This window comes from Microcella flavibacter, from assembly GCF_012530535.1.
Lineage (GTDB): Bacteria > Actinomycetota > Actinomycetes > Actinomycetales > Microbacteriaceae > Microcella > Microcella flavibacter.
In genome coordinates this window covers 1625277-1646532 of record NZ_CP051299.1, presented here as the reverse complement: position 1 = coordinate 1646532, position 21256 = coordinate 1625277, and the positions used below count along the sequence as shown (strand labels likewise).

The following is a 21256-nucleotide window of genomic DNA, read 5'->3' as shown; positions in this document are numbered from 1 at the left end:
GCGGGCGGCGCTGTCTACTCGTCCGCGAGGTCGAGCCGCATCACGACGCGGCGCTTCGTCGGGCGGCTCACCTCGGTGAACCCCGCGGCGAGGGAGGGCCCGACGGGGCCGACGTTGAGCTCGTCCCAGACGACGCGCTCGCCGCCGGTGAGCATCGGGTAGCCCTCGATCGCGCGGGCGCCGTGGGCGCGGGCGTGCTCGACGGCGGCGGCCACGAGCGGGTAGGTGAGTCCGCGGTCGCGGAAGCCGCTCCGGACGATGAGGCAGGCGATGGCCCAGACCGTGCCGTCGTCCTTCGACTCGGTGCGGCCGGCCCAGGGCACGGGGTTGCCGGCCAGGCGGCGAAAGGCGGGGCGGGCATCCACCGCGCACCACCCGGCGGGCTCGCCGTCGAGGTGGGCGACCAGCCCGATCGTGCGCGCCGCATCGCGCGGGATGCCGCTGCCGGGCCCGGCCCCGCCCGCGTCGTCGCAGCCCACCTCGCTGCGCAGCACGGCCAGCCGCTGCGCGACCGGCAGGTGCCATCACTCGCGGTCGCCCATGCGGATGCGCTCGCATTGGCAGCGCCCCGCGGCGCCGGTCAGCACGAGTTGGAGGTCGTCCCAGAGCGCCTCGGACGCCGGCACCACCCGCACCTCGCCGTCGAGCACGCGCATGCGACGAGGGTAGCGCCGCCGGCCGCGGTCGCCGCCTACCCTGGACGCGTGGTGCACCCGAGGAGCAGGGCCGGCCGCGCGGCGATCAAGCGCCGACGCCGGATGGCGCTGCAGACCCACGACCTCACCGCGGGGGAGTGGGCGACGCTCGTCGCCGCCTGGGGCGGCTGCGCCTACTGCGGCACGACCGAGGCCGCGCTGCAGAAGGATTGCGTGCAGCCGATCTCGCGCGGCGGCCGCTACACGGTCGACAACGTCGTGCCCGCCTGCGCCTCGTGCAACGCCAGCAAGAGCAACGACGAGGTCACGAGCTGGCTGCGGCGCAAGCGGCTCGACGAGCGGGCGTTCCTCGAGCGGTACGTCGCGGTGCGGCGGGCGCTCGGGGAGGCCGCGGCGCCCGGATAGACTCGCATCTCGTGTCCAAGGTCCTGACTTCCCTGCCCGTCGGCGAGCGCGTCGGCATCGCCTTCTCCGGAGGTCTCGACACCTCCGTCGCCGTCGCGTGGATGCGCGACAAGGGCGCGATCCCCTGCACGTACACGGGCGACCTCGGCCAGCCCGACGAGCCCGATGTCGCCGCGGTGCCCGAGCGGGCGAAGGAGTACGGCGCGGAGATCAGCCGCCTCGTCGACGCGAAGTCGGCGCTCGTCGAGGAGGGTCTCGTGGCCCTCGCCTGCGGCGCGTTCCACATCCGCACCGGCGGCAAGGCCTACTTCAACACCACGCCCCTCGGCCGCGCCGTGACCGGCACCCTGCTCGTGCGCGCCATGCTCGAGGACGGCGTGGAGATCTGGGGCGACGGCAGCACCTACAAGGGCAACGACATCGAGCGGTTCTACCGCTACGGCCTGCTCGCGAACCCGCGCCTGCGCATCTACAAGCCCTGGCTCGACGCGGACTTCGTCACGGAGCTCGGCGGCCGCCAGGAGATGAGCGAGTGGCTCGTCGAGCACGGGTTCCCGTACCGCGACTCGGCCGAGAAGGCCTACTCGACCGACGCCAACATCTGGGGCGCCACTCACGAGGCGAAGACGCTCGAGCACCTGAACGTCTCGCTCGAGACCGTCGAGCCGATCATGGGCGTGCGCTTCTGGGACGAGTCGGTCGAGATCGCCGCCGAGGACGTCACCGTGGAGTTCGAGGAGGGCCGCCCCGTCGCCCTCAACGGCGTGCGCTTCGACGACCCGGTGCAGCTGGTGCTCGAGGCGAACCGCATCGGCGGCCGTCACGGGCTCGGCATGAGCGACCAGATCGAGAACCGCATCATCGAGGCGAAGAGCCGCGGCATCTACGAGGCGCCGGGCATGGCGCTGCTGCACATCGCCTACGAGCGGCTGCTCAACGGCATCCACAACGAGGACACGATCGCGAACTACCACGCCGAGGGCCGCCGCCTCGGGCGCCTCATGTACGAGGGCCGGTGGCTCGACCCGCAGTCGCTCATGCTCCGCGAGAGCATCCAGAAGTGGGTCGGCAGCGCGGTCACCGGCACCGTGACCCTGCGTTTGCGTCGCGGCGACGATTACACGATCCTCGACACGGCCGGGCCGACCCTGTCGTACGCGGCTGAGAAGCTCTCGATGGAGCGCGTCGGCGACGCCGCCTTCGGCCCCACCGACCGCATCGGTCAGCTCACGATGCGCAACCTCGACATCGCCGACTCGCGCACCCGCCTCGAGCAGTACGCGGCGCAGGGCATCATCGGCGGGGCGACGGCGGCGCTCGTCGGCCGCATCACGGCCGGGCTCGCCGACGACGTCACCGAGCCGGCGTCCCCCTCGAAGGATGCTGCGCTCGCGCACGCCGTCGACGCGGCCAACGAGGCCAGCGCCTTCGACTCGGGCACCGACTAGCACCCCGTCGGTCCCAGCGGGCCCGACCTCGGCGCGCGGGAGCGCCTCCTGCTCGACTCGCTCGCCCGGAGCTCGCACCGGGGGCTCGTGTCCACCTGGCGCGGGCATTTCCGCGACACGCCGCTGAGACGGCGGGACCTGCGCTCCGCCGCCAGCGCATCAGCGCGCGACGGACATCACCGGCTCGTCGCGGCCACCGGGTCACCCCACGGGCAGGCTGACCGTTCCCAGAATGCGTCGGCGCGCGCCCTCGGGGTGCTCGGAGCGCTCGACGAGCGGGAGAAGGGCATCCCGGATCGTCACGGCCACCACGCGCCACTCGTCGTCGGTCGCCTGCACGGCCACCTGACGGAACCCCACGAGGTCGTCCTCGAGCGTCGCTCGAGGCGCGGCGAAGTAGTCGTCGAAGGCGGAGGCGAGCGACGCGAGGTAGGCGAGGAAGCCGGCGCGCAGGCGGGCCTCGTCGACGAGGCCGTCGTCCGACGGGTCCACGCTCGTGCGCGCGAGGTCCAGGCGGAGGGTGCGCTCGACCGACCCGCGGACGCGCGATTCGGCGACGACCTCGAGCACTCCGCCGTCGATGAGCGACCCGACGTGGCGGTAGAGCGTCGCCACCGGGACGTCGCCGAGGCGTTCTGCGAGCTCGCGCGTCGTCGACTGCGGATAGCCCAGCATCGCCTGCACGATGCGGAGCCGCACGGGGTGCAGGAGCAGATCGGCTGTGGTCACGGGTCCTCCGAGTGCTCGTGGTCTCACGCCCGGCGGGAATGATCTCGTCTGCGATAATGTTATCAAATCCGATACCAATGAGGGGGAGGTCCTTCGTCCCCCCGACGATCAGGCGGTCCGCATCCGCCGCGAGCTCCAGGAGACCCCATGCCGACGACCATCCACGCCGGCCCTGCCGGCATCACCGTGCGCCTCGGACGCCTCGACCGGCTGCTGGCGCTCCGGGGCGACCTCGTGGTCCCCGCGGAGCATGTCGCCGAGATCACGGCCGTGGCAGACGGCATGGCCGCCGTCAGGGGCCTCCGCGCGCCCGGTCTGGGCGTCCCCGGAGCGCGCAAGATCGGTACCTGGCGCCGCCGAGGTCGTTCGACTCTCGCGGTCGTGCGCGGCAGCGGCCCTGCCGTGCAGATCCTGACCTCGGACGGGCCCGTGCATCGCATCGTCGTCTCCGCGGCCGACGCGCCCGACCGCGCGGCGGTCCTGCGCGCCGCGATCCGGACGAGCCGACCGTGACCGCCGCGATCGCGGCATCGCCGTTCGTCATCGACGCCGCCGTGCGGCTCGTCGGAGAGCGTATCGACGTCACCGGAGCGACCGCTCTCGCCGTGCTGCTGCCGGGCAGTGGGCCGGTCGATCGGGAGGGGGACGTCCGCCGACTCGCGCTGGGCATCCAGCGTCAGCTCGCGACCGCGCTGGCCGATCACGGGATCGCGAGCGTGCGCTGGGACAAGCGCGGCGTCGGCGACTCCGGCGGCGAGTTTCTGAGCACGGGGTTCGACGACCTCGTCGACGACGCTCTCGCGGTGGTCGACCGCGCGCTGGAGGAAGCGCTGCCGGTGATCGTCATCGGGCACAGCGAGGGCGCGACGATCGCTGCACGCGTGGCCGCCGAGCGGCCGCGGATCGCCGGCGCGGTGATGCTGAGCGGCTACGCGCGCTCCGGTCTGGAGGTGCTGCGGTGGCAATCGCGCGCCCTTTCCGGCGACCTCCCCGCGCCCGTGCGGGGTCTCCTCCGACTGCTGCGCACCGACCTGGAGGCGCAGACGGAGAAGAATCGGCAGCGGCTGCTGCGCACGACCGGCGACGTCGAGCGCATCGGCGGGGTGCGTCTCAACGCGCGATGGCACCGCGAGTTCATGGCCTACGACCCCCGCACCGACCTCGATGCGGCCGCGGCGCCCGTGCTGGCCATCACCGGCTCGCTCGATCTGCAGACCCCGCCCGAGGACCTCGCGCTGATCGCGGCGCGCACCGGCGGACCGACGCGCACCGTCGAGCTCGAGGGCGTCAGCCACATCCTGCGGACGCAACCGAGGGCCACGCTGCGCACCTACCGAGTGGATGCTCGACGCCCGATCGACGCGCGCATCGTGCCGCTCATCGCCGCGTGGTGGAGCGATCTGCGCGACGCATCGCCCTGACGACGAACGCGTCCCGCCCCGTCGTCGCCCGTGCGGGCGCGGGTTCGTGTCCGTCCAGCGCGGTGCATCGTCCGACGCGCCGCGGACGCAGGGGGACACTCTGACCGTCTTCGCGACGACCGCGCGCGGTGGACATCGCGAGCGGGCGTTCACCACCTCGGCGGCGGGAGGCCTGATCGGTGGGCGGCTGGCGGGAGGCGCGGCGCGCTACTCGGTACCGGAGTCGTCGCCGCGCTCCGCGTCGAGCTCCCGCAATCGCGCGAGCTTCGTCCACGGCACGAAGCAGATCCAGACGATGGACGCGATCACGGCGCCCATGAGCAGCGAAACGGTGTCCATCGCTCCACGGTAGGTGTGATCGATTGACGAATCCTCCGTCGTGCGACGGATATCGCCCAGGTTCCGCCGAGCGCTAGTAGCGCGGCTTGCGCGCCGGTCGGTCGTCGCCGTCGCGCGCGGGGCGCTTGCCGCGCGGACCGCGGTCGAGCTGCAGCGAGATGAGCTGGCCGCTGATGCGGGTCGACTCGAGCTTGCGCATGGTCTCCGACGAGAGCGAGGCGGGCAGCTCGACGATCGAGAAGTCGGGCATGATCTTGATCGCCCCGAAGTCGTCGCGGCTCAGGCCGCCCTCGTTGGCGAGCGCTCCGACGATCTGCCGGGGCTCGACGCGGTGGCGGCGGCCGACCTCGATGCGGTACGGCACGAGAGCCGACTGGCCCTCGCGGCTGCGGCGGGGCGGCCGCTCGCCGCGATCGTGGCCGCTGCGGGCATCCCGCTCGGGGCGGTTCTCGCGCGGCGGGCGCAGGTCGTCCTTCGTCAGCAGCAGCGGGGTGCCTCCCTGCGAGACGACGGCGAGGGCCGCCGCCACGTCGGCCTCGGGCACGTCGTGGTGCTCGACGTAGTGGCCGATGACGTCGCGGAACACGCTCATGAGCTCGGCGTTCTGCAGCGCCTCGGTGATGGCGTCGTCGAAGCGCTCGAGGCGCGTGGCGTTGACGTCGTCGACGCTCGGCAGCTGCATCTGGGTGAGCGGCTGGCGGGTGGCCCGCTCGATCGCGTCGAGCAGGCGGCGCTCGCGCGGGGTGACGAAGCTGATGGCGTCGCCCGAGCGGCCGGCGCGACCGGTGCGGCCGATGCGGTGCACGTACGACTCGGTGTCGATCGGGATGTCGTAGTTGACGACGTGGCTGATGCGCTCGACGTCGAGGCCGCGGGCGGCCACGTCGGTGGCGACGAGGATGTCGAGGGCGCCCGACTTCAGCTGCTCGACGGTGCGCTCGCGCTGCACCTGGGCGACGTCGCCGTTGATGGCCTGGGCCGAGTAGCCGCGGGCGCGCAGCTTCTCGGCGAGCGTCTCGGTCTCGTTCTTCGTGCGGACGAAGACGATCATGCCCTCGAAGTTCTCGACCTCGAGGATGCGCGTGAGGGCGTCGACCTTCTGCGGGTACGAGACCATCAGGTAGCGCTGCCGCGTGTTGACCGAGGTCGTGGTCTTCGTCTTGACCGTGATCTCGTCGGGGTCGTTCAGGTACTGCTGCGAGATGCGGCGGATCGCGGCCGGCATCGTCGCCGAGAACAGGGCGACCTGCTTCGAGTCGGGGGTGTCGGCGAGGATCGTCTCGACGTCCTCGGCGAAGCCCATCTTCAGCATCTCGTCGGCCTCGTCGAGCACGAGGTACTTGAGCTCGCTGAGGTCGAGCGTGCCCTTGTCGAGGTGGTCCATGATGCGGCCGGGGGTGCCGACGACGATGTGCACGCCGCGGCGCAGGGCCGAGAGCTGCACGCCGTACGCCTGGCCGCCGTAGACGGGCAGCACGTGCACGCCGTGCATGGCGGAGGCGTACTTCTCGAAGGCCTCGCACACCTGCAGCGCGAGCTCGCGCGTAGGGGCGAGCACGAGGGCCTGCGGCGACTTCTGCGAGATGTCGAGGCGCGACAGGATCGGCAGCGCGAAGGCGGCCGTCTTGCCGGTGCCGGTCTGGGCGAGGCCCACCACGTCGCGCCCGTTCAGCAGGGTCGGGATGGTGGCGGCCTGGATGGCCGAGGGGTGCTCGTAGCCGACGTTCTTGAGCGCCGTCATGACGTCGTCGCTGAGGCCCAGCTGGTCGAAGGTGATGGTGGGCGCGCTGTCGGCCTCGGTGGGGGCGGTCGTCTCAGGAGGCGTCATGGCCTTAACGGTACGCCCCGGGCGGGGTCGGTGCGTGCGCGGGCGCGCGGCGGGGCATCCCGACCCTCTTGCGGGGATGCTCGGCGCGGGCTATCGTGTAACCAAATGGTTGTAGATAAGCAGTCCGATGAGGTCGTCGACCGCGTGTTCCAGGCGCTCGCCGACGCCACCCGGCGCGACATCCTCGCCCGGGCGGCCGTCGACGAGCTCTCGGTGACCGCGCTCGCCGCGGGCTACGCGATGAGCTTCGCCGCCGTGCAGAAGCACGTCGCCGTGCTCGTCCGCGCCGGCCTCGTCACGAAGCGACGACGGGGGAGGGAGCAGCTCGTGCGGACCGACCTCCGCCAGCTCGAGAAGGCCCGCGCCCTGCTCGAGCAGTACGAGAGCCTCTGGCGGCACCGTGCCGCCGGCATGGAGCGCCTGCTGGCCGAGGGCTGAGCGGCGCATCCCCGTCGACCGGCGGGGGAGAGGAGGCGGGGATGCCCGTCATCAGTTCCGAGATCGATGAGCGCACCCTGACGCTCGTGTTCACCGCCGAGTTCGACGCGCCGCCGATGCGGGTGTGGCAGCTCTGGGCCGATGCGCGGCAGCTCGAGCAGTGGTGGGGACCGCCGACCTGGCCCGCCTCGTTCCCCGCGCACGACTTCACCGTCGGCGGCTTCTCGCCGTACGTCATGACGGGCCCGGAGGGGGAGACCAGCGCGGCCTGGCTGCGCTTCACCCACCTCGACGAGCCGAACGCGCTCGAGTTCGACGACGGGTTCCGCGGGGAGGACGGCGAGCCCGACGACACCATGCCGAGGATGCACGGCCGCGTCGAGCTCGAATCGCTCGACGGCGGCCGCACCCGCATGGTCACCCGCATGCGCTTCGACTCGGCCGAGGAGATGGAGCAGATCGTCGGCATGGGCATGATCGAGGGCATGACGGGCGCCATGGGGCAGATCGACGCGATCCTGACGGGGGATGCTCCGCCGAGGCCCTAGCCCGCGGCAGGGTCGAGCGCGCTTGTCTCAGCCCTTCTCGGCCTCGCGCGCCGCGATCTGCTCGCGCCAGCCCTCCTCGGCCTGGAGAAATTCGTTGTCGGCGTAGTCCTCGAAGTCGCTCTCGTCGGTGACGCGGCGCACCTCGAGGGCGTTGCCGGGGCCGAGCGGGCAGCGCTTCGCCCACTCGACGGCGTCAGCCTGGGCCGGCACGTCGAGCATCCAGAAGCCGTTGAAGAGCTCGCGGGTCTCGCCGTAGGGGCCGTCGGTGACGACGCGCTCGTCGCCCTCGCCGAACGTGACCACCGCGCCCTGCGCGGCATCGCTCAGGCCGTCGCCGCCCACCATCACTCCCGCCTCCATCATCGCCGCGTTGTACGCGCCCATCGCGTTGATGACCTCCTCGAAGTCGATGTCGGCGGAGGCGGCCTGGGCCGCGTCGGTGGTGCGCATGATGAGCATGTACCTGGGCATGGTGTCTCCTTCAGGGGGTGGGCGCCGGATGCGCCCTCATGATGACGTCGAACGGGATGCGCGGGAATCGACATCGTCGTCGGAATCCGTCCGCAGCGGGGTCGAGGGGCGGGCGTCTGCGCTCACGCTAGTGCTGAGCATCCCGCATCGAAAGGGGCGCGGGTCGGGGCCGCGTACCCTGGTGGGTATGGCACCCGAGCGCGGCATCCGCAACAACGGCACGACCGCGATCGCGCGACCCCAGGTGCGGCCCGCCGCCGAGGGCTGGACCCAGAAGCTCGACGCCGAGGGCCGCCCCGCCCTGCAGTTCGCCTCGCCGAAGCGCGGCAAGCCGCCCGAGCACTGGGCCGACCTCACCGTCGAGCAGCGCGAGGCGAAGGTCATCGAGCTCGGGCTGCCGAAGTTCCGCGCGAAGCAGGTCTCGACCCACTACTTCACGCACTACACCGCCGACCCCGCGCGCATGACCGATCTGCCCGCCGCGCTGCGCGACGAGCTCGCCGCGGGCCTGCTGCCGCCGCTGCTCACCGAGGTGCGCCGCCTGCAGACCGACAACGGCGACACCATCAAGTTCCTCTGGAAGCTGCACGACGGCGCCCTCGTCGAGAGCGTGCTCATGCGCTACCCGGGCCGCATCACGCTCTGCGTGTCGAGCCAGGCGGGCTGCGGCATGAACTGCCCCTTCTGCGCGACCGGTCAGGCGGGGCTCACCCGCAACATGTCGGCGGCCGAGATCGTCGACCAGGTCGTCGCCGCGAACCGCGCGCTCGCCGCGGGGGAGCTCGGCGGCCGCAAGAAGGGCGACGAGACGCCCGACCGCGTCAGCAACATCGTCTTCATGGGCATGGGCGAGCCGCTCGCGAACTACGCGCGGCTGATGAGCGCGGTGCGCACGATGGTCGCGCCGCAGCCGAACGGCCTCGGGATGAGCGCGCGCAACATCACCGTCTCGACGGTCGGCCTCGTGCCGGCGATCAAGAAGCTCGCCGACGAGGGCATCCCGGTGACCTTCGCCCTCAGCCTGCACGCGCCCGACGACACCCTGCGCGACGAGCTGATCCCGGTGAACTCGCGCTGGAAGGTCGACGAGGCGCTCGACGCCGCCCGCGAGTACTTCGAGAAGACCGGGCGCCGCGTGAGCATCGAGTACGCGCTCATCAAGGACATGAACGACCACGCCTGGCGGGCCGACCTGCTCGCGCAGAAGCTCAACGAGCGCGGCCGCGGCTGGGTGCACGTGAACCCCATCCCGCTGAATCCGACCCCCGGATCGATCTGGACGAGCTCGGACCCGGCCGTCATGCGCGAGTTCGTGCGCCGCATCGACGACGCCGGCATCCCGACGACGCTGCGCGACACCCGCGGCAAGGAGATCGACGGGGCCTGCGGCCAGCTCGCGGCGGCCGACGAGTAGCGCGACCGTGCCCGAGCCCGTCGACCCGACCCGCACGCGCGATCAGCGCGAGCTGACGACGGCCTCGGGAGCGACCTGGCTGATCGTCGGCGCGATCACGACGGTGCTCGTCGGCGGCATGCTGCTCGCGCTGGGGTGGACGCTCGGCGACGACCGCGCGTCCCTCGGCGCCGCCCTCATCGGCGTCGCCATGGCGGCCATGCTCGTGGTGCGGGTCACCGTCCGCGCCCGCCCGACCCGACTGCGCCTGCTCGCGATCCTCTTCGGCCTCATGGTCGCGACGGGCCTGGTGATCGTCCTCCTGGTCGCGGCCGGCTGAGCCGTGACCGTCGCTGATCGCCGCCCGAGCCCGTCGTGATGGATGCCCCGCCTCCCGTCTTCCGCGCCCCCATGCGCTCCCGGCTCGCCTCGGTGCCCGATGACCGCGCCGCCGTCGCCCGCGCGCTCGAGCTCGGCCTGGTCGGGGTCGGCGGGCGTCTCGACCCGGTGCCGCACGATCTCGCCGCGGCGGTCGCCGCCCTCGCCGCGCCTCCGGCGCCGGACGAGCGCGCCGCCCGGCGGCTCGCGCGCTTCGCGGCCGCCCCGCTCGGCTCGTTCGTCTGGACGACCGACGCGGCCGGCGCCCTGCACCTCGGCCGCGTGACCGGCCCCTGGCGCTACGACCCGAGCGCCGCGGCGCACGCGGTCGACCTCGTGCACGTGCGCGATGCCGAGTGGCTGCCACGGCCGGTCGACGACGCCGACGCACCCGCGGCCGTGCACGAGACGATGTCGCGCGGCGGCCGCAACTGGCAGAGCATCACCCGGATGGCGGCGGGGGAGCGGACGGCCGTGCTGTGGGAGGCGCTGCGGGGCTGATCGGCTCGGCGAGCCCCGTGAGGCTCGCATCCGGCGACTCCGCCCCCGGCAGCCCCGCAGTGGCCTCGAGACCCCGGCGCTCCAGCATCTGCCGCACGAGCAGCGTCGAGCCGACGACCGCCGCGGGCATCACGAGGATGGCGCCGCCGGGAACGAGGAAGAACAGCTGCGTCATGACCCCGAAGCCGAGCTGGCGGGCGCGGTTGCCGCGACGCAGCGCGCGCCGGGCATCCCCCACGATGCCCCTGCTCTCGAAGGGGCGCGTCGCGAGCTCGCGACCGATCAGGTGGCCGGCGAGCACGGCGCCGAGAACGGGCGCCAGGATCGCGCCGACGCCGGGGATGAGACCCGTCGCGAAGGTGAGCACGGCGTAGAGCGCGCCGCGCAGCACGAGCAGGATGCTGCCGCCGACCGAGCGCCAGAAGCCGACCGGAGCCTCGTCGAGCCCGCCGAGATCGACCTCGACGCGGCGCTGGATGCGCTCGTAGAAGGGGTCGCCGACGATGAGGGTGAGGGTGGTGAAGGTGTAGAAGGCGAGCACGGCGGCGGCGAGCACGACGAGGAAGCCCGCGATCTCGCGCGCGGCCGTGCGCGCGGCCTCGCCCCACTCCTCGGCGAACGGGGTGAGCCACGTGCCGACCGCGCCGGTGTTCACCGCGAGCAGCGTGATCAGCCCGCCCACGACGATGAGCACGATGAGCCCGGGCAGCATGCCGAGGGCCATGACTCCGGGCCGTCGGCGCCAGAATCCGAACCCGCGCCACACGAGGCCCGCCCCGCCGACCAGCTCGCCGACGACGCCGCGACGGGCGGGGGTCGGCGGCACGATCATGGGGAAAGGCTAGTGCCGCCGCCGCGCTGCATGACCGCTGCCCCGAGCCGTCGCCGCCCCGATACGCTGGGCCCAGGCCACCACCGTCGCGGGCCTCCTTCGCCCGCGTCGACCCGCCCGACCCCACCTCGAGGAGACTCATGAGCGACTACGCCGTCGTCAACCCCGCCACGGGGGAGACCGTGAAGACGTACTCCACCATCACCGACGCCGAGCTGCAGGAGGCCATCGCGGCCGCGCACGACGCCCACCGCGGCTGGTCGCGCTCGACGACGGTCGCCGACCGCGCCGCGATGATGCGCCGCGTCGCCGAGCTGCACACCGAGCGCCGCGAGGAGCTCGCCGCCATCATCGTGCGCGAGATGGGCAAGCCGCTCGAGTCGGCGCTCGGCGAGGTCGACTTCTCGGCCAGCATCTACGAGTACTACGCCGACAACGCCGAGCGACTGCTCGCCGACACCCCGATCGAGCTGCTCGACGGCGAGGGCCGCGCCTTCGTGCGCCGCAGCTCGCTCGGCGTGCTGCTCGGCATCATGCCGTGGAACTTCCCGTACTACCAGGTCGCCCGCTTCGCCGGTCCGAACCTCATCGTCGGCAACACCATCCTGCTGAAGCACGCGCCGCAGTGCCCCGAGAGCTCGGCGGCGATGGCGCGGATGTTCCACGACGCCGGGTTCCCCGAGGGCGCCTACGTCAACATCTACGCCACGAACGACCAGATCTCGACCGTCATCGCCGACCCCCGCGTGCAGGGCGTCTCGCTCACCGGCTCGGAGCGCGCGGGCGCCGCCGTCGCCGAGCAGGCCGGCCGTCACCTGAAGAAGGTCGTGCTCGAGCTCGGCGGCAGCGACCCCTTCATCCTGCTGAGCACCGATGACATGGATGCCGCGGTCGAGCAGGCGGTCGCCGCCCGGGTGGACAACAGCGGGCAGGCCTGCAACGCCGGCAAGCGCTTCATCGTCGTCGACGGCCTCTACGACGAGTTCCTGGAGAAGTTCAGCGCCGCGCTCACCGCGGTCGAGCCCGCCGACCCGATGAGCCCCGACGCCGTCATCGGCCCGCTCTCGTCGACGCTCGCCGTCGAGCGGCTCGAGGAGCAGGTGGAGCGCGCGATCGCGCAGGGCGCGACGCTCGCCGCGGGCGGCGGGCGCGAGGGCAACTTCGTGAGGACCGCCGTGCTCACCGGCGTCACACCGGACAACGACGCGTACCACGAGGAGTTCTTCGGCCCCGTCGCGCAGGTGTTCCGCGTCGCCGACGAGGACGCCGCGATCGAGCTCGCGAACGACACCCCCTACGGCCTCGGCTCGTACGTCTTCACCACCGACGAGGAGCAGGCGCTGCGGGTCGCCGACCGCATCGAGGCCGGCATGGTCTTCATCAACGCCGTCGGCGCCGAGGGCGCGGAGCTGCCGTTCGGCGGCATCAAGCGCTCCGGCTCGGGCCGCGAGCTCGGCACCTTCGGCATCGACGAGTTCGTCAACAAGAAGATGATCCGCGTCGGCTTCTAGCCGACGAGCGCGTCGTCCCCGCGCTGCGCCGTCGCGGCCAGCACGGGGAACGCCGCGAGCACCATGTCGACGAGCCGCTCGCGCGGCCGCGTGAGCGGGTCGGTGGCCACGAGCCCGAACGCGAGCTCGTACTCGTCGATGACGGCGCCGATCTCGTGGTCGAGCATCCCCTCGTGGTTGACGGTGATGCCGATCACGCGCGTGTCGGCGAAGGCCTCGATGAGGGCGATCTCGCTGGCCACGCTCGGCATGGGCGACATCGGGAAGTCGCCGCGCACGAGCCGCGTCGGCGCGTGCTGCACGATGACGCCCTGCGGCCTGCTGCCGCGCAGGATGTGCGCCGAGGTCAGGTAGGCGGGGTGGCTGAGGGCGCCCTGGCCCTCGACGACGATGATGTCGGGGTTCTCGGCCTCGAAGGCGCGCACCACCTGGTGCTCGACCTCGCCCGAGCAGAACTGCGGCACGAGGGCGTCGAGCGCGACGCCGTAGCGGCCGCCCTGGATGATCGTCGTCTGGCCCGTGCCGACGAGCACGGCGTTGATGCCGACCGCGCGCAGGGCATCCACCAGCAGGATGGCGGTCGTGCGCTTGCCGATGGCGCCGTCGGTGCCGAGCACGGCGATGCGGGGGCAGGTGACCGCGTCGATGCGGCCCGAGTACAGGTGCAGCTCGGCGGTCGGCTTGGGTCGGCGGATGTCGAGGATGGTGACGTTCGCGAGCAGCGCCGCGGCGGCGAACTCGACGTCGTCGGCGAGGAACTCGTGCAGCCCGTTGATGATGTGCATGCCGCGGGCGATGCCGTCGAGCAGCACGAGCCGCTGGGCCGGCGAGAGCAGCCCGTCGGCGGGGGCGACGCCGCAGATGAGGTAGTCGGGAACCGTGCCGTGGTCGGCGATCGCCGCCTCGAGGTCGGTGACGATCGGGATGCCCGCCGCGGCCCCGTCGAGCACGTCGCCCGCGTCGCGGCCGGCGAGCGTGCTGTCGATGACGCTCACGATCTCGTAGCGCTCGCTGCGGCGCACGAGGCCGTTGGCGGTCTTGCCGTCCTGCTCGCCGAACTGGCCCTCGCAGTAGACGACGGCGGTCACGGCGCGGTGCGGCAGCGGGGCGGGGCGATCGGGATGCCCGAGCGCGCGGCGGTCGGAGGGGACGGGACGGTTGATGCCGGGCACGGGAGTGCTCCTCTGATCGAGTCAGAGGAGGCGGACGAGAGTCTTCCCTGAGATTGCCCGATGACGTTCACCGGTGGGGCGACCGTAGCAGGGGGGTCTGCGCGCCGACCCCGTGCCCTGATCGTGACCCGCTCGACTTGAGGCATCGCGAGCCCTTCGATATCACGCGCGCGGTGTCACATCACCCTCCGCGGCACCTGGCCGGATCCACGGAGACGGCCGACGACGGCTCGTAGCCTCGATGCACGTGACAGATCTGCAGACCGATACCCGTGCCCCCGTCCAACGCTGGGTCTTCTGGCCCACCGCCGTCATCGTCCTCGTGTTCACGGCCATCGCGCTCATCGCCCCGGAGGCCTCGGGCGAGGCATTCGGCGCCGTCCAGTCGACCATCATCGCCAACTTCAACTGGTACTACGTGCTCATCGCCGCCTTCTTCGTAGCTTTCGCCCTGTGGGCCGGCTTCAGCCGCCACGGCCATCTGCGACTCGGCAACGACGACGACAGGCCCGAGTTCTCGCTGGTGTCGTGGTTCGCCCTGCTCTTCGCCGCCGGCATGGGCATCGGCCTCGTGTTCTGGGGCGTGAGCGAGCCGCTCAGCCACTTCGCGAACCCGCGCCCCGGCGTCACCGGAACCGACGTCGAGCTCGCCCAGAAGGCGATGTCGCAGACGTACCTGCACTGGGGCGTGCACGCCTGGTCGATCTACGTCGTGCTGGGCCTCGCCCTCGCTTACGCCATCCACCGCCGCAAGCGCCCGGTGTCGATCCGCTGGGCCCTCGAGCCCCTGCTCGGCAAACGCGTGCAGGGCGGCTGGGGCAATGTCATCGACATCGCCGCCCTCGTCGGCACGATCTTCGGCGTCGCCACGTCGCTCGGCCTGGGGGTGCTGCAGATCGGTGCCGGCCTCGAGGAGGCGGGCATCATGCCCGCGAGCGACCTGTCGACGATCATCATCATCGCGGTCATCACCGTGGCGGTGCTGTTCTCGGTGCTCTCGGGCGTCAATCGCGGCATGAAGTGGCTCTCGGTCACGAACCTCGCCCTCGCCGGCGCGCTCGTGCTGTTCCTCATCATCGTCGGCCCCACCCAGTTCCTGCTCCGCGAGTTCGTGCAGTCGCTCGGCAACTACCTGCAGGACTTCGTCGGCTTGAGCTTCACCGTGAGCGCCTTCGCCGGCGCCGAGGGCGAGGCCTGGCAGGCCGCGTGGACGAGCTTCTACTGGGGTTGGTGGATCTCGTGGGCGCCGTTCGTCGCCATCTTCATCGCCCGCATCTCGAAGGGCCGCACCGTGCGGGAGTTCGTGTTCGGCGTCATGCTCGTGCCGACCGCGATCACCTTCCTGTGGTTCTCCGTGCTCGGCGGCAGCGCCCTGTACCGCGAGCTGTTCGGCGGCGGCGGGCTCGTCGGCGCGGACGGCGCGGTCGATACCGAGGCGGCTCTGTTCGGTCTGCTCGGCGACCTGCCCGGCGGCATCGCGCTGACGATCGGCGCGATCCTCCTCATCGCCATCTTCTTCATCACCTCCTCCGACTCCGGAGCCCTCGTGATGGCGATGATCGCGAGCGGCGGCGACGTCGACCCGGCCAAGCGCCTGCGGGTCTTCTTCGTCTTGGCGACGGCCCTGCTCGCCATCGCGCTCATCCTCGCGGGCGGGCTCGGAGCGCTGCAGACGGCGGCGATCATCATCGCGCTGCCGTTCTCGGTCGTGATGCTGGCTGCCTGCTGGGCCACCGCGATCGCCTTCCAGCGGGAGGCGCGGGCCTACGACCGCGCCCGCCGCGCCGCGTTCGTCGACCACATCGGCGAGTACTACGGCCTCGAAGTGGATGCCCCTGCCGAGCGCGATCCCCGCGGTCTGCTCAGCGGCCTGCGCCGCCGCTTCACGAAGGACCGCGCCGCGACGGATGCCGCGCTCGCGACGCCCGTCGGCGCGAGCCCCGACCTCACGTCGACGCTCGAGCCCGACGAGACGGCCGGGCAGAAGCAGCTGACCGAGCTGCCGGAGCGTGCGGCGGGCCCCGCCCCCCGCTGAGCCCGGCGCTGCTCACGACGACGCCCCGTCCCGCTGATCGCGGGGCGGGGCGTCGTCGTGCCGGAGGCGGTGCCGCGGGCCTTGCCGCGGGCGGTGCCGGGGTCGCCGCTCAGGCCCGCGCGAAGGCCCGCGCCGGGGAGTCGGCGAGCACGAAGCGGGCGGGGGAGGCGCTCGCCACGAGGCCGAGCACGACGGTGGCGACGAGCAGCCCGACGACGAGGGCGGGCGGGATGACGAAGGGCACGATCCGACCCGCCATCGAGAAGCCCATGACGCTCTGCGCGCCGACCCAGCCGAGCGCCGTGCCGAGCAGCAGGCCCGCGAGGGCCGCGCTCGTGCAGACGACCGCGGTCTCGACGAGGATCGCGCGCACGGCATCCCGCCGGCTCTGCCCGAGCACGCGGCCGGTCGCGATCTCGCGGGCCCGCAGCCGGGTGGTGAGCGCCACCGTCGTCGTCAGCCCGATGGCCGAGATGAGTGCGATCACCGAGACGAGCGCGCCGACGACGGCCAGGATGCCGGTGAGGATCACCGCGACCTCGGCCTCATCGCCCGTGCCGTAGTACTCGTCGATGATGGACCGCTCGAAGATGGCCGTGCCGACCGCGAACATCGTGACGACCGCCGTGCTCAGCACGACGCCGAGCGAGGCGCGGGCTGCCCGCACGGGATGCTGGGCGAGGCTGCGCCGGGCGGCCCCGCCCGCGCCGCTGCGGGGCAGCAGGCGGCCGAGCAGGCGGAACAGGTGCGGCAGGGTGCCGCCGATGCTCGTCATGACGCCGATGGCGAGCAGTACGCCGCCGAGGAGGCCGACGACGACGGCGAGCGGGCTGACGGCGCCGAGCACGGCGGCGACGGCGAGCAGCAGCACCCCGAGGCCGAGCAGCGCGACCGCGGGCGCCGAGATGCGCACGCGCTCATCGCCGGTCGCCCCCGTCTCGTGCGTCGCCGCGGCGCCGAGGGCGAGCACGGGCTGCGCGGAGAGCACCCCGTGGGAGCCGCGCCACGCCGCCACGGCGGTCGTCACGGCGACCGCGACGGCCGGCACGATCGCGAGCGGGTAGAGCACGTCGAGCGGTCCGGCCGCGGCCAGCAGCCCGTCGCCGTCGGGCCCCCGACCGATGGCGAGCATGCCGAAACCCGCGAGCACCGCGAGCGCCGTGCCCGCCGTCGCCCCGACCGCGCCCATGACGGCGCCCTGCCGGGCGATGCGGCCGCGCTCCTGTTGCGCCGAGGCCCCGAGCAGCCGGCGCAGGGCGATCTCGCGCACCCGGGAGGCCGTGACGAGGGTGAAGGCGCTCGAGATGACGCTCGAGGCGACGATGACGGCCACGGCGATGAAGGCGAAGGCCAGGACGCCGAGCACGAAGACCGTGGCGTCGTTGTCGCCGAAGCCCGTCTGCAGCACGCCCGCCGAGATGAGGCTCGTCGTGATGAGCAGCAGCACGCCGTAGAAGGCGCTGAGCACGACCACGGTCATGGCCGCGACCATGCCCGACCGGGTGGTCATCGGCCGGCCGCCGTCGCGCCGGCCGTCGCCGAGGCTCCGAGCATGACCGAGGCGAGCTGCTCGGCGCTGCGCGCGCCCGTGTCGCTCACGATGCGGCCGTCGCGGAGGGCGACGACCCGGCCGGCGTGGCTCGCCGCGACGGGATCGTGGGTGACCATGACGATGCCGCTGTCGGTCTCGGTGACGAGCTCCGACAGCAGGGCGAGCACCTCGCCGCTCGTGCGCATGTCGAGGTTGCCCGTCGGCTCGTCGGCGAAGACCACGGCGGGGCGGTGCGCGAGCGCCCGGGCGATCGCGACGCGCTGCTGCTGCCCTCCCGAGAGCTCGCCCGGCCGGCGGTCGAGCAGCGGAGCGATGCCGAGGCGGCTGACGAGCTGCTGCTCCCACACCCGGTCGTTCTGCCGCACCCGGCGGCCGAGCGTCTCGGGCAGGCGGATGTTCTCGAGCGCGGTCAGCGCGGGCATGAGGTTGAACGACTGGAAGACGAAGCCCGTGCGCTCGTGCCGCAGCGCCGCCATCGCGGTGTCGTCGAGGCCGCCGAGCGGCACGCCGTCGAGCTCGACGTCGCCCACGGTGGGGGCGTCGAGGCCGGCGAGCAGGTGCATGAGGGTCGTCTTGCCCGACCCGCTCGGTCCGATGACGGCCGAGAGCACGCCGCGCTCGAAGGCGACGGTGACCCCCTCGACGGCGTGCACGACGCTCGAGCCGGCGCCGAACATGCGCGAGACGCCGAGGGCGCGGGCCACGGGGGTGCGGCCCGAGGGGACGGTGGCGGGGGCCGGGGAGGCCGCTGCTGGTGAGGTGTGGAGGTTCATGCCGACGACGCTAGGAGCGCGGGGCATCCCGCAGCATCGGTCGCGGGGGCCGAGCCGGCCGCCCCCGGTACCGCCCCTCCGGCACGCGAGTACCGGGCCGACGGTCCGATCGGTGGATGCCCGCGCCGCGGCTCTTCGCCAGACTGGGGTGCATGACCCCCGACGAGCGGCACCGCCGCACGCAGCGCCTCGTCGTCGACGGGCTCGCCGCGCTGCTGCTGCTCGTGGTGGTGGCGGTCTCGGGGCCCGGCGGCATCGGCGACCCCGCCACGGGGCCCTTCGCCTCCGTCGCCCGCGTGCTCGCGGCGCTGCTGCTCGGCGCCGGCATCACCGTGCGGCGCGAGCTGCCCGCCGTCGGCCTGCTGCTCGCCTGGGCCTCGACCCTCGTGCACATGGCGGGCGGGCTCGACGCCTCGGTGCTGCAGCTCGGCCTGCTGCTCGTGCTCTACGGCGCGGCCCGCCACGGCAGCCGGCTCGTGCTGCTGCTCAGCGGCGTCTCGGTCGTCTTGGGCGCCCTGCTCGCGATCGTCTACCTGCTGGGCATCGGGTCGTGGGTGGTCTCCGACCTCGGGTTCCAGGGCCCGGCGACGGCGATTCTGCAGCTGCTCATCACGACCGCGGTGCTCGCCGTCGTGCTCGCCGTGCCGTGGCTGCTCGGACTGCTCGGGCGCACCGTCACCCAGGCGAAGGCCACCCGGCTGCGGCAGGCCGAGGCCGAGCGCGAGGCCGAGCGCTCCCAGCAGATCGCCGACCTCAGCGCCGAGCGCACCGCCCTCGCCCGCGACGTGCACGACATCGTCGGCCACTCGCTCGCCGTCATCATCGCCCAGGCAGAGTCGGTGCGGTTCCTGCACGAGCGCGAGCCGGGCGCCGTGCTCGCCGCCGTCGACACGATCGCCGGCACGGCGCGCCGCTCGCTCGCCGACGTGCGGCGCGTGCTCGAGCGCACCACCGATCTCGAGACCGCCGAGCACGGGGCCTCGCTCGCCCTCGACGACCTCGACCGTCTCATCGACGACGTCGCGGCGGCCCGCCCCGCGCTCGTACGCGGCGAGCACGGGCCTCGGCGCGCGCTGCCGCCCGAGATCGCCGCCGTCGCCTACCGGGTCACGCAGGAGCTTCTGACCAACGCCCTGAAGCACGGCGACCGCTCGGGCGAGCTGCGGCTCGACCGGTACTGGACGGCGGAGGCCCTCGTCGTCGTCGTGCGCAACGCCGTGGTGGGGGATGCCGCTGCCGGGGCCGACGCGGAGGGCGAGCCCGCTCCCGGCCCGGGCGGGCAGGGCGTGCCCGGCATGCGCTCGCGGCTCGCCGAGGTGGGCGGAGCGCTCGAGATCGAGCTCGTCGAGGGCACGATGACGGCGCGGGCGAGCATCCCGCTGCCGATCACGACGGAGGAGGCGGCATGAGCGCCCCGATCAGGGTCGTGCTCGTCGACGACCAGCCGCTGTTCCGCGCGGGCGTCGCCGCCGCCATCGAGGCGCAGCCCGACCTGACAGTGGTCGGGCAGGCCGGCACGGGCGTCGAGGCGCTCGCCCTGCTCGACGGGCTCGAGGCCGACGTCGTGCTCATGGACGTGCGGATGCCCGAGATGACGGGCGTCGAGGCGACCCGACGCCTGTTCAGCCCCGAGCGCGCCGCCGATCGGGCGACGCCGCTGCGCGTCATCGTGCTGACGACCTTCGCGCTCGACGAGCAGGCCAGGGCGGCGATCCAGTACGGGGCGAGCGGGTTCCTGCTGAAGGACACCAGCCCCGAGTTCCTCTGCTCGGCCGTGCGGGCGGTGCACGGCGGCAGCCCGGTGCTCGCGGCGGGCGACCTCACGGCACTGCTCGCCGAGGCCGCGACCCCGCCCGCGGCCCCGGCCTCGGTCGCCACGCTCACCGAGCGCGAGCGGGCCGTCTTCGACGCGGCCGCCACCGGGCTCAGCAACGCCGAGATCGGCACGGCGCTGTTCCTCAGCGAGTCGACGGTCAAGACGCACCTCAGCAGCGTGCTCGGCAAGCTCGGCCTGCGCGACCGCGTGCAGCTCGTCGTCTTCGCGCACCGGCACGGCCTCGCGGGCGGTGACGCGTCGGCCGCGACCTAGGCTGGCCTGATGCACCGCTTCGAAGAGCTGGCCTGGGTCGACACCGAGATGGGCGAGCTGACGCTGCGGCGCCGCCACGAGCCCTCCGTCGATGCGGAGGTCTACGAGGTCAAGCTCGGCGAGGAGTACCTCATGTCGAGCCTGTTCACCGTGGCGGAGGAGGAGCTCAGCCGCCTCGGCCTCGCCGCGCTCGCCCCCGACGCGCGCGAGCTCGACGTGATCGTCGGCGGCCTCGGGCTCGGCTACACCGCCGTCGCGGCGCTGCGCGACGATCGCGTGCGCTCCGTCTCGGTGGTGGATGCCCTGCCCGCCGTCATCGACTGGCACCGGGCCGGCCTGCTCCCGGTCTCCTCGTCCCTCGTCGACGACGCGCGCACGCGCCTCGTGCACGCCGACTTCTTCGCCCTCATGCGCGGCGACCCCGGAGCCCACGAGGCCGTGCCCGCCCGCGCCCACGCCATCCTGCTCGACGTCGACCACACGCCGAGCTTCCCGCTCGACGTGAGCCACACGAGCTTCTACACGGCCGACGGCCTGCGGCTCATGGCCCGGCACCTGCACCCCGGCGGCGTCTTCGCGCTGTGGAGCGACGACGAGCCCGACGAGGCCTTCCTCACCGTGCTCGGTGCGGTGTTCGGCCACGTCGAGGGCCACACCGTGCCCTTCGACAACCCCGTCACGGGCGGCGTCTCGACGAACGGGGTCTACGTGGCTCGCGACCTGCTGCCGATCTGACG

24 protein-coding genes are annotated in these 21256 nt (G+C 72.9%); 14 read left to right on the top strand and 10 right to left on the bottom strand.

Going from position 1 to position 21256, the window contains the following annotated elements; all coding sequences use genetic code 11:
- Nucleotides 1–14 precede the first annotated feature (14 nt).
- Both HGB54_RS07805 and HGB54_RS12755 read right to left on the bottom strand, forming a co-directional pair.
- Entirely contained in the window at nt 15–494 is a 480-nt protein-coding gene (locus HGB54_RS07805; RefSeq protein WP_228545742.1) for a GNAT family N-acetyltransferase, read from the bottom strand.
- 30 nt (nt 495–524) lie between these two features.
- Nucleotides 525–656: a hypothetical protein gene (locus HGB54_RS12755; protein ID WP_267237826.1), complete on the bottom strand. Its 132-nt coding sequence runs from the start codon at nt 654–656 to the stop codon at nt 525–527.
- Nucleotides 657–704: 48 nt separating this feature from the next.
- Here HGB54_RS12755 and HGB54_RS07800 point away from each other — a divergent pair, with 48 nt between their 5' ends.
- Both HGB54_RS07800 and argG read left to right on the top strand, forming a co-directional pair.
- Nucleotides 705–1061: an HNH endonuclease gene (locus tag HGB54_RS07800; RefSeq protein WP_228545741.1), complete on the top strand. Its 357-nt coding sequence runs from the start codon at nt 705–707 to the stop codon at nt 1059–1061.
- An 11-nt stretch (nt 1062–1072) separates the two neighbouring features.
- Entirely contained in the window at nt 1073–2509 is a 1437-nt protein-coding gene (gene argG / locus HGB54_RS07795) for an argininosuccinate synthase (protein WP_168915938.1), read from the top strand.
- A gap of 201 nt (nt 2510–2710) precedes the next feature.
- Here argG and HGB54_RS07790 read toward each other — a convergent pair whose 3' ends face one another.
- Nucleotides 2711–3238 (bottom strand): helix-turn-helix domain-containing protein, encoded by a 528-nt coding sequence (locus HGB54_RS07790; protein WP_168915937.1) that lies wholly within the window; start codon nt 3236–3238, stop codon nt 2711–2713.
- Nucleotides 3239–3385: 147 nt separating this feature from the next.
- Between HGB54_RS07790 and HGB54_RS07785 the strand changes: the two genes are divergently transcribed.
- Both HGB54_RS07785 and HGB54_RS07780 read left to right on the top strand, forming a co-directional pair.
- The gene (locus tag HGB54_RS07785) at nt 3386–3751 is read left to right on the top strand and encodes a hypothetical protein (RefSeq protein ID WP_168915936.1); all 366 of its coding nucleotides are present in this window, start codon (nt 3386–3388) and stop codon (nt 3749–3751) included.
- Nucleotides 3748–4659, top strand: coding sequence for an alpha/beta fold hydrolase (locus HGB54_RS07780; RefSeq protein ID WP_168915935.1), 912 nt, complete (start codon nt 3748–3750; stop codon nt 4657–4659). Before HGB54_RS07785 ends, HGB54_RS07780 begins: the two co-directional genes overlap by 4 nt.
- A 207-nt stretch (nt 4660–4866) precedes the next feature.
- On the opposite strand, the gene HGB54_RS12750 is transcribed toward HGB54_RS07780, so the two are convergent.
- Both HGB54_RS12750 and HGB54_RS07775 read right to left on the bottom strand, forming a co-directional pair.
- Nucleotides 4867–4998: a hypothetical protein gene (locus HGB54_RS12750; protein WP_267237825.1), complete on the bottom strand. Its 132-nt coding sequence runs from the start codon at nt 4996–4998 to the stop codon at nt 4867–4869.
- Nucleotides 4999–5071: 73 nt separating this feature from the next.
- Entirely contained in the window at nt 5072–6826 is a 1755-nt protein-coding gene (locus HGB54_RS07775; protein WP_168915934.1) for a DEAD/DEAH box helicase, read from the bottom strand.
- A 105-nt stretch (nt 6827–6931) separates the two neighbouring features.
- On the opposite strand from HGB54_RS07775, the gene HGB54_RS07770 reads away from it, so the two are divergent.
- Together HGB54_RS07770 and HGB54_RS07765 are read left to right on the top strand one after the other, a co-directional pair.
- Nucleotides 6932–7264 carry an ArsR/SmtB family transcription factor gene (locus tag HGB54_RS07770; protein ID WP_168915933.1) on the top strand — a complete coding sequence of 111 codons (333 nt, stop codon included), beginning with the start codon at nt 6932–6934 and terminating at the stop codon, nt 7262–7264.
- A gap of 41 nt (nt 7265–7305) precedes the next feature.
- Nucleotides 7306–7812, top strand: a complete 507-nt coding sequence (locus HGB54_RS07765) for an SRPBCC family protein (RefSeq protein WP_168915932.1) — start codon at nt 7306–7308, stop codon at nt 7810–7812.
- A gap of 27 nt (nt 7813–7839) precedes the next feature.
- Here HGB54_RS07765 and HGB54_RS07760 read toward each other — a convergent pair whose 3' ends face one another.
- Nucleotides 7840–8283: a YciI family protein gene (locus tag HGB54_RS07760; RefSeq protein WP_228545740.1), complete on the bottom strand. Its 444-nt coding sequence runs from the start codon at nt 8281–8283 to the stop codon at nt 7840–7842.
- Nucleotides 8284–8470: 187 nt separating this feature from the next.
- On the opposite strand from HGB54_RS07760, the gene rlmN reads away from it, so the two are divergent.
- The 3 genes from rlmN to HGB54_RS07745 are packed head-to-tail and all read left to right on the top strand — an operon-like array spanning nt 8471 to nt 10555.
- A complete protein-coding gene (rlmN, locus tag HGB54_RS07755) occupies nt 8471–9697 on the top strand; it encodes a 23S rRNA (adenine(2503)-C(2))-methyltransferase RlmN (RefSeq protein ID WP_168915931.1) in 1227 nt (408 codons plus the stop codon).
- Between the two features lie 7 nt (nt 9698–9704).
- The gene (locus HGB54_RS07750; RefSeq protein ID WP_168915930.1) at nt 9705–10016 is read left to right on the top strand and encodes a hypothetical protein; all 312 of its coding nucleotides are present in this window, start codon (nt 9705–9707) and stop codon (nt 10014–10016) included.
- Nucleotides 10017–10054: 38 nt separating this feature from the next.
- Nucleotides 10055–10555, top strand: a complete 501-nt coding sequence (locus HGB54_RS07745; RefSeq protein WP_168915929.1) for a GAF domain-containing protein — start codon at nt 10055–10057, stop codon at nt 10553–10555.
- Here HGB54_RS07745 and HGB54_RS07740 read toward each other — a convergent pair.
- A complete protein-coding gene (locus HGB54_RS07740; RefSeq protein ID WP_168915928.1) occupies nt 10497–11387 on the bottom strand; it encodes an EI24 domain-containing protein in 891 nt (296 codons plus the stop codon). The two genes, HGB54_RS07745 and HGB54_RS07740, sit on opposite strands and share 59 nt — an antisense overlap.
- 140 nt (nt 11388–11527) lie before the next feature.
- Here HGB54_RS07740 and HGB54_RS07735 point away from each other — a divergent pair, with 140 nt between their 5' ends.
- Nucleotides 11528–12898, top strand: coding sequence for an NAD-dependent succinate-semialdehyde dehydrogenase (locus HGB54_RS07735; protein WP_168915927.1), 1371 nt, complete (start codon nt 11528–11530; stop codon nt 12896–12898).
- On the opposite strand, the gene HGB54_RS07730 is transcribed toward HGB54_RS07735, so the two are convergent.
- Nucleotides 12895–14070: a DUF1611 domain-containing protein gene (locus HGB54_RS07730; protein WP_228545739.1), complete on the bottom strand. Its 1176-nt coding sequence runs from the start codon at nt 14068–14070 to the stop codon at nt 12895–12897. The two genes, HGB54_RS07735 and HGB54_RS07730, sit on opposite strands and share 4 nt — an antisense overlap.
- Nucleotides 14071–14317: 247 nt before the next feature.
- Here HGB54_RS07730 and HGB54_RS07725 point away from each other — a divergent pair, with 247 nt between their 5' ends.
- Nucleotides 14318–16105, top strand: a complete 1788-nt coding sequence (locus HGB54_RS07725; RefSeq protein ID WP_228545738.1) for a BCCT family transporter — start codon at nt 14318–14320, stop codon at nt 16103–16105.
- Nucleotides 16106–16214: 109 nt separating this feature from the next.
- On the opposite strand, the gene HGB54_RS12745 is transcribed toward HGB54_RS07725, so the two are convergent.
- Both HGB54_RS12745 and HGB54_RS07715 read right to left on the bottom strand, forming a co-directional pair.
- Complete coding sequence (locus HGB54_RS12745) at nt 16215–17615, bottom strand: FtsX-like permease family protein (RefSeq protein ID WP_168915925.1); 1401 nt, start codon at nt 17613–17615, stop codon at nt 16215–16217.
- Nucleotides 17612–18430 carry an ABC transporter ATP-binding protein gene (locus tag HGB54_RS07715; RefSeq protein ID WP_168915924.1) on the bottom strand — a complete coding sequence of 273 codons (819 nt, stop codon included), beginning with the start codon at nt 18428–18430 and terminating at the stop codon, nt 17612–17614. Before HGB54_RS07715 ends, HGB54_RS12745 begins: the two co-directional genes overlap by 4 nt.
- 152 nt (nt 18431–18582) lie before the next feature.
- Between HGB54_RS07715 and HGB54_RS07710 the strand changes: the two genes are divergently transcribed.
- Genes HGB54_RS07710 through HGB54_RS07700 form a run of 3 tightly spaced genes read left to right on the top strand, consistent with a single transcriptional unit; the run spans nt 18583 to nt 21254 of the window.
- Nucleotides 18583–19839 (top strand): sensor histidine kinase, encoded by a 1257-nt coding sequence (locus tag HGB54_RS07710; protein ID WP_168915923.1) that lies wholly within the window; start codon nt 18583–18585, stop codon nt 19837–19839.
- Nucleotides 19836–20519, top strand: a complete 684-nt coding sequence (locus tag HGB54_RS07705) for a response regulator (RefSeq protein ID WP_168915922.1) — start codon at nt 19836–19838, stop codon at nt 20517–20519. Before HGB54_RS07710 ends, HGB54_RS07705 begins: the two co-directional genes overlap by 4 nt.
- A 9-nt stretch (nt 20520–20528) precedes the next feature.
- On the top strand, nt 20529–21254 hold the full coding sequence (locus HGB54_RS07700) for a polyamine aminopropyltransferase (RefSeq protein WP_168915921.1): 726 nt from the start codon (nt 20529–20531) through the stop codon (nt 21252–21254).
- The last annotated feature ends 2 nt before the right edge of the window (nt 21255–21256 follow it).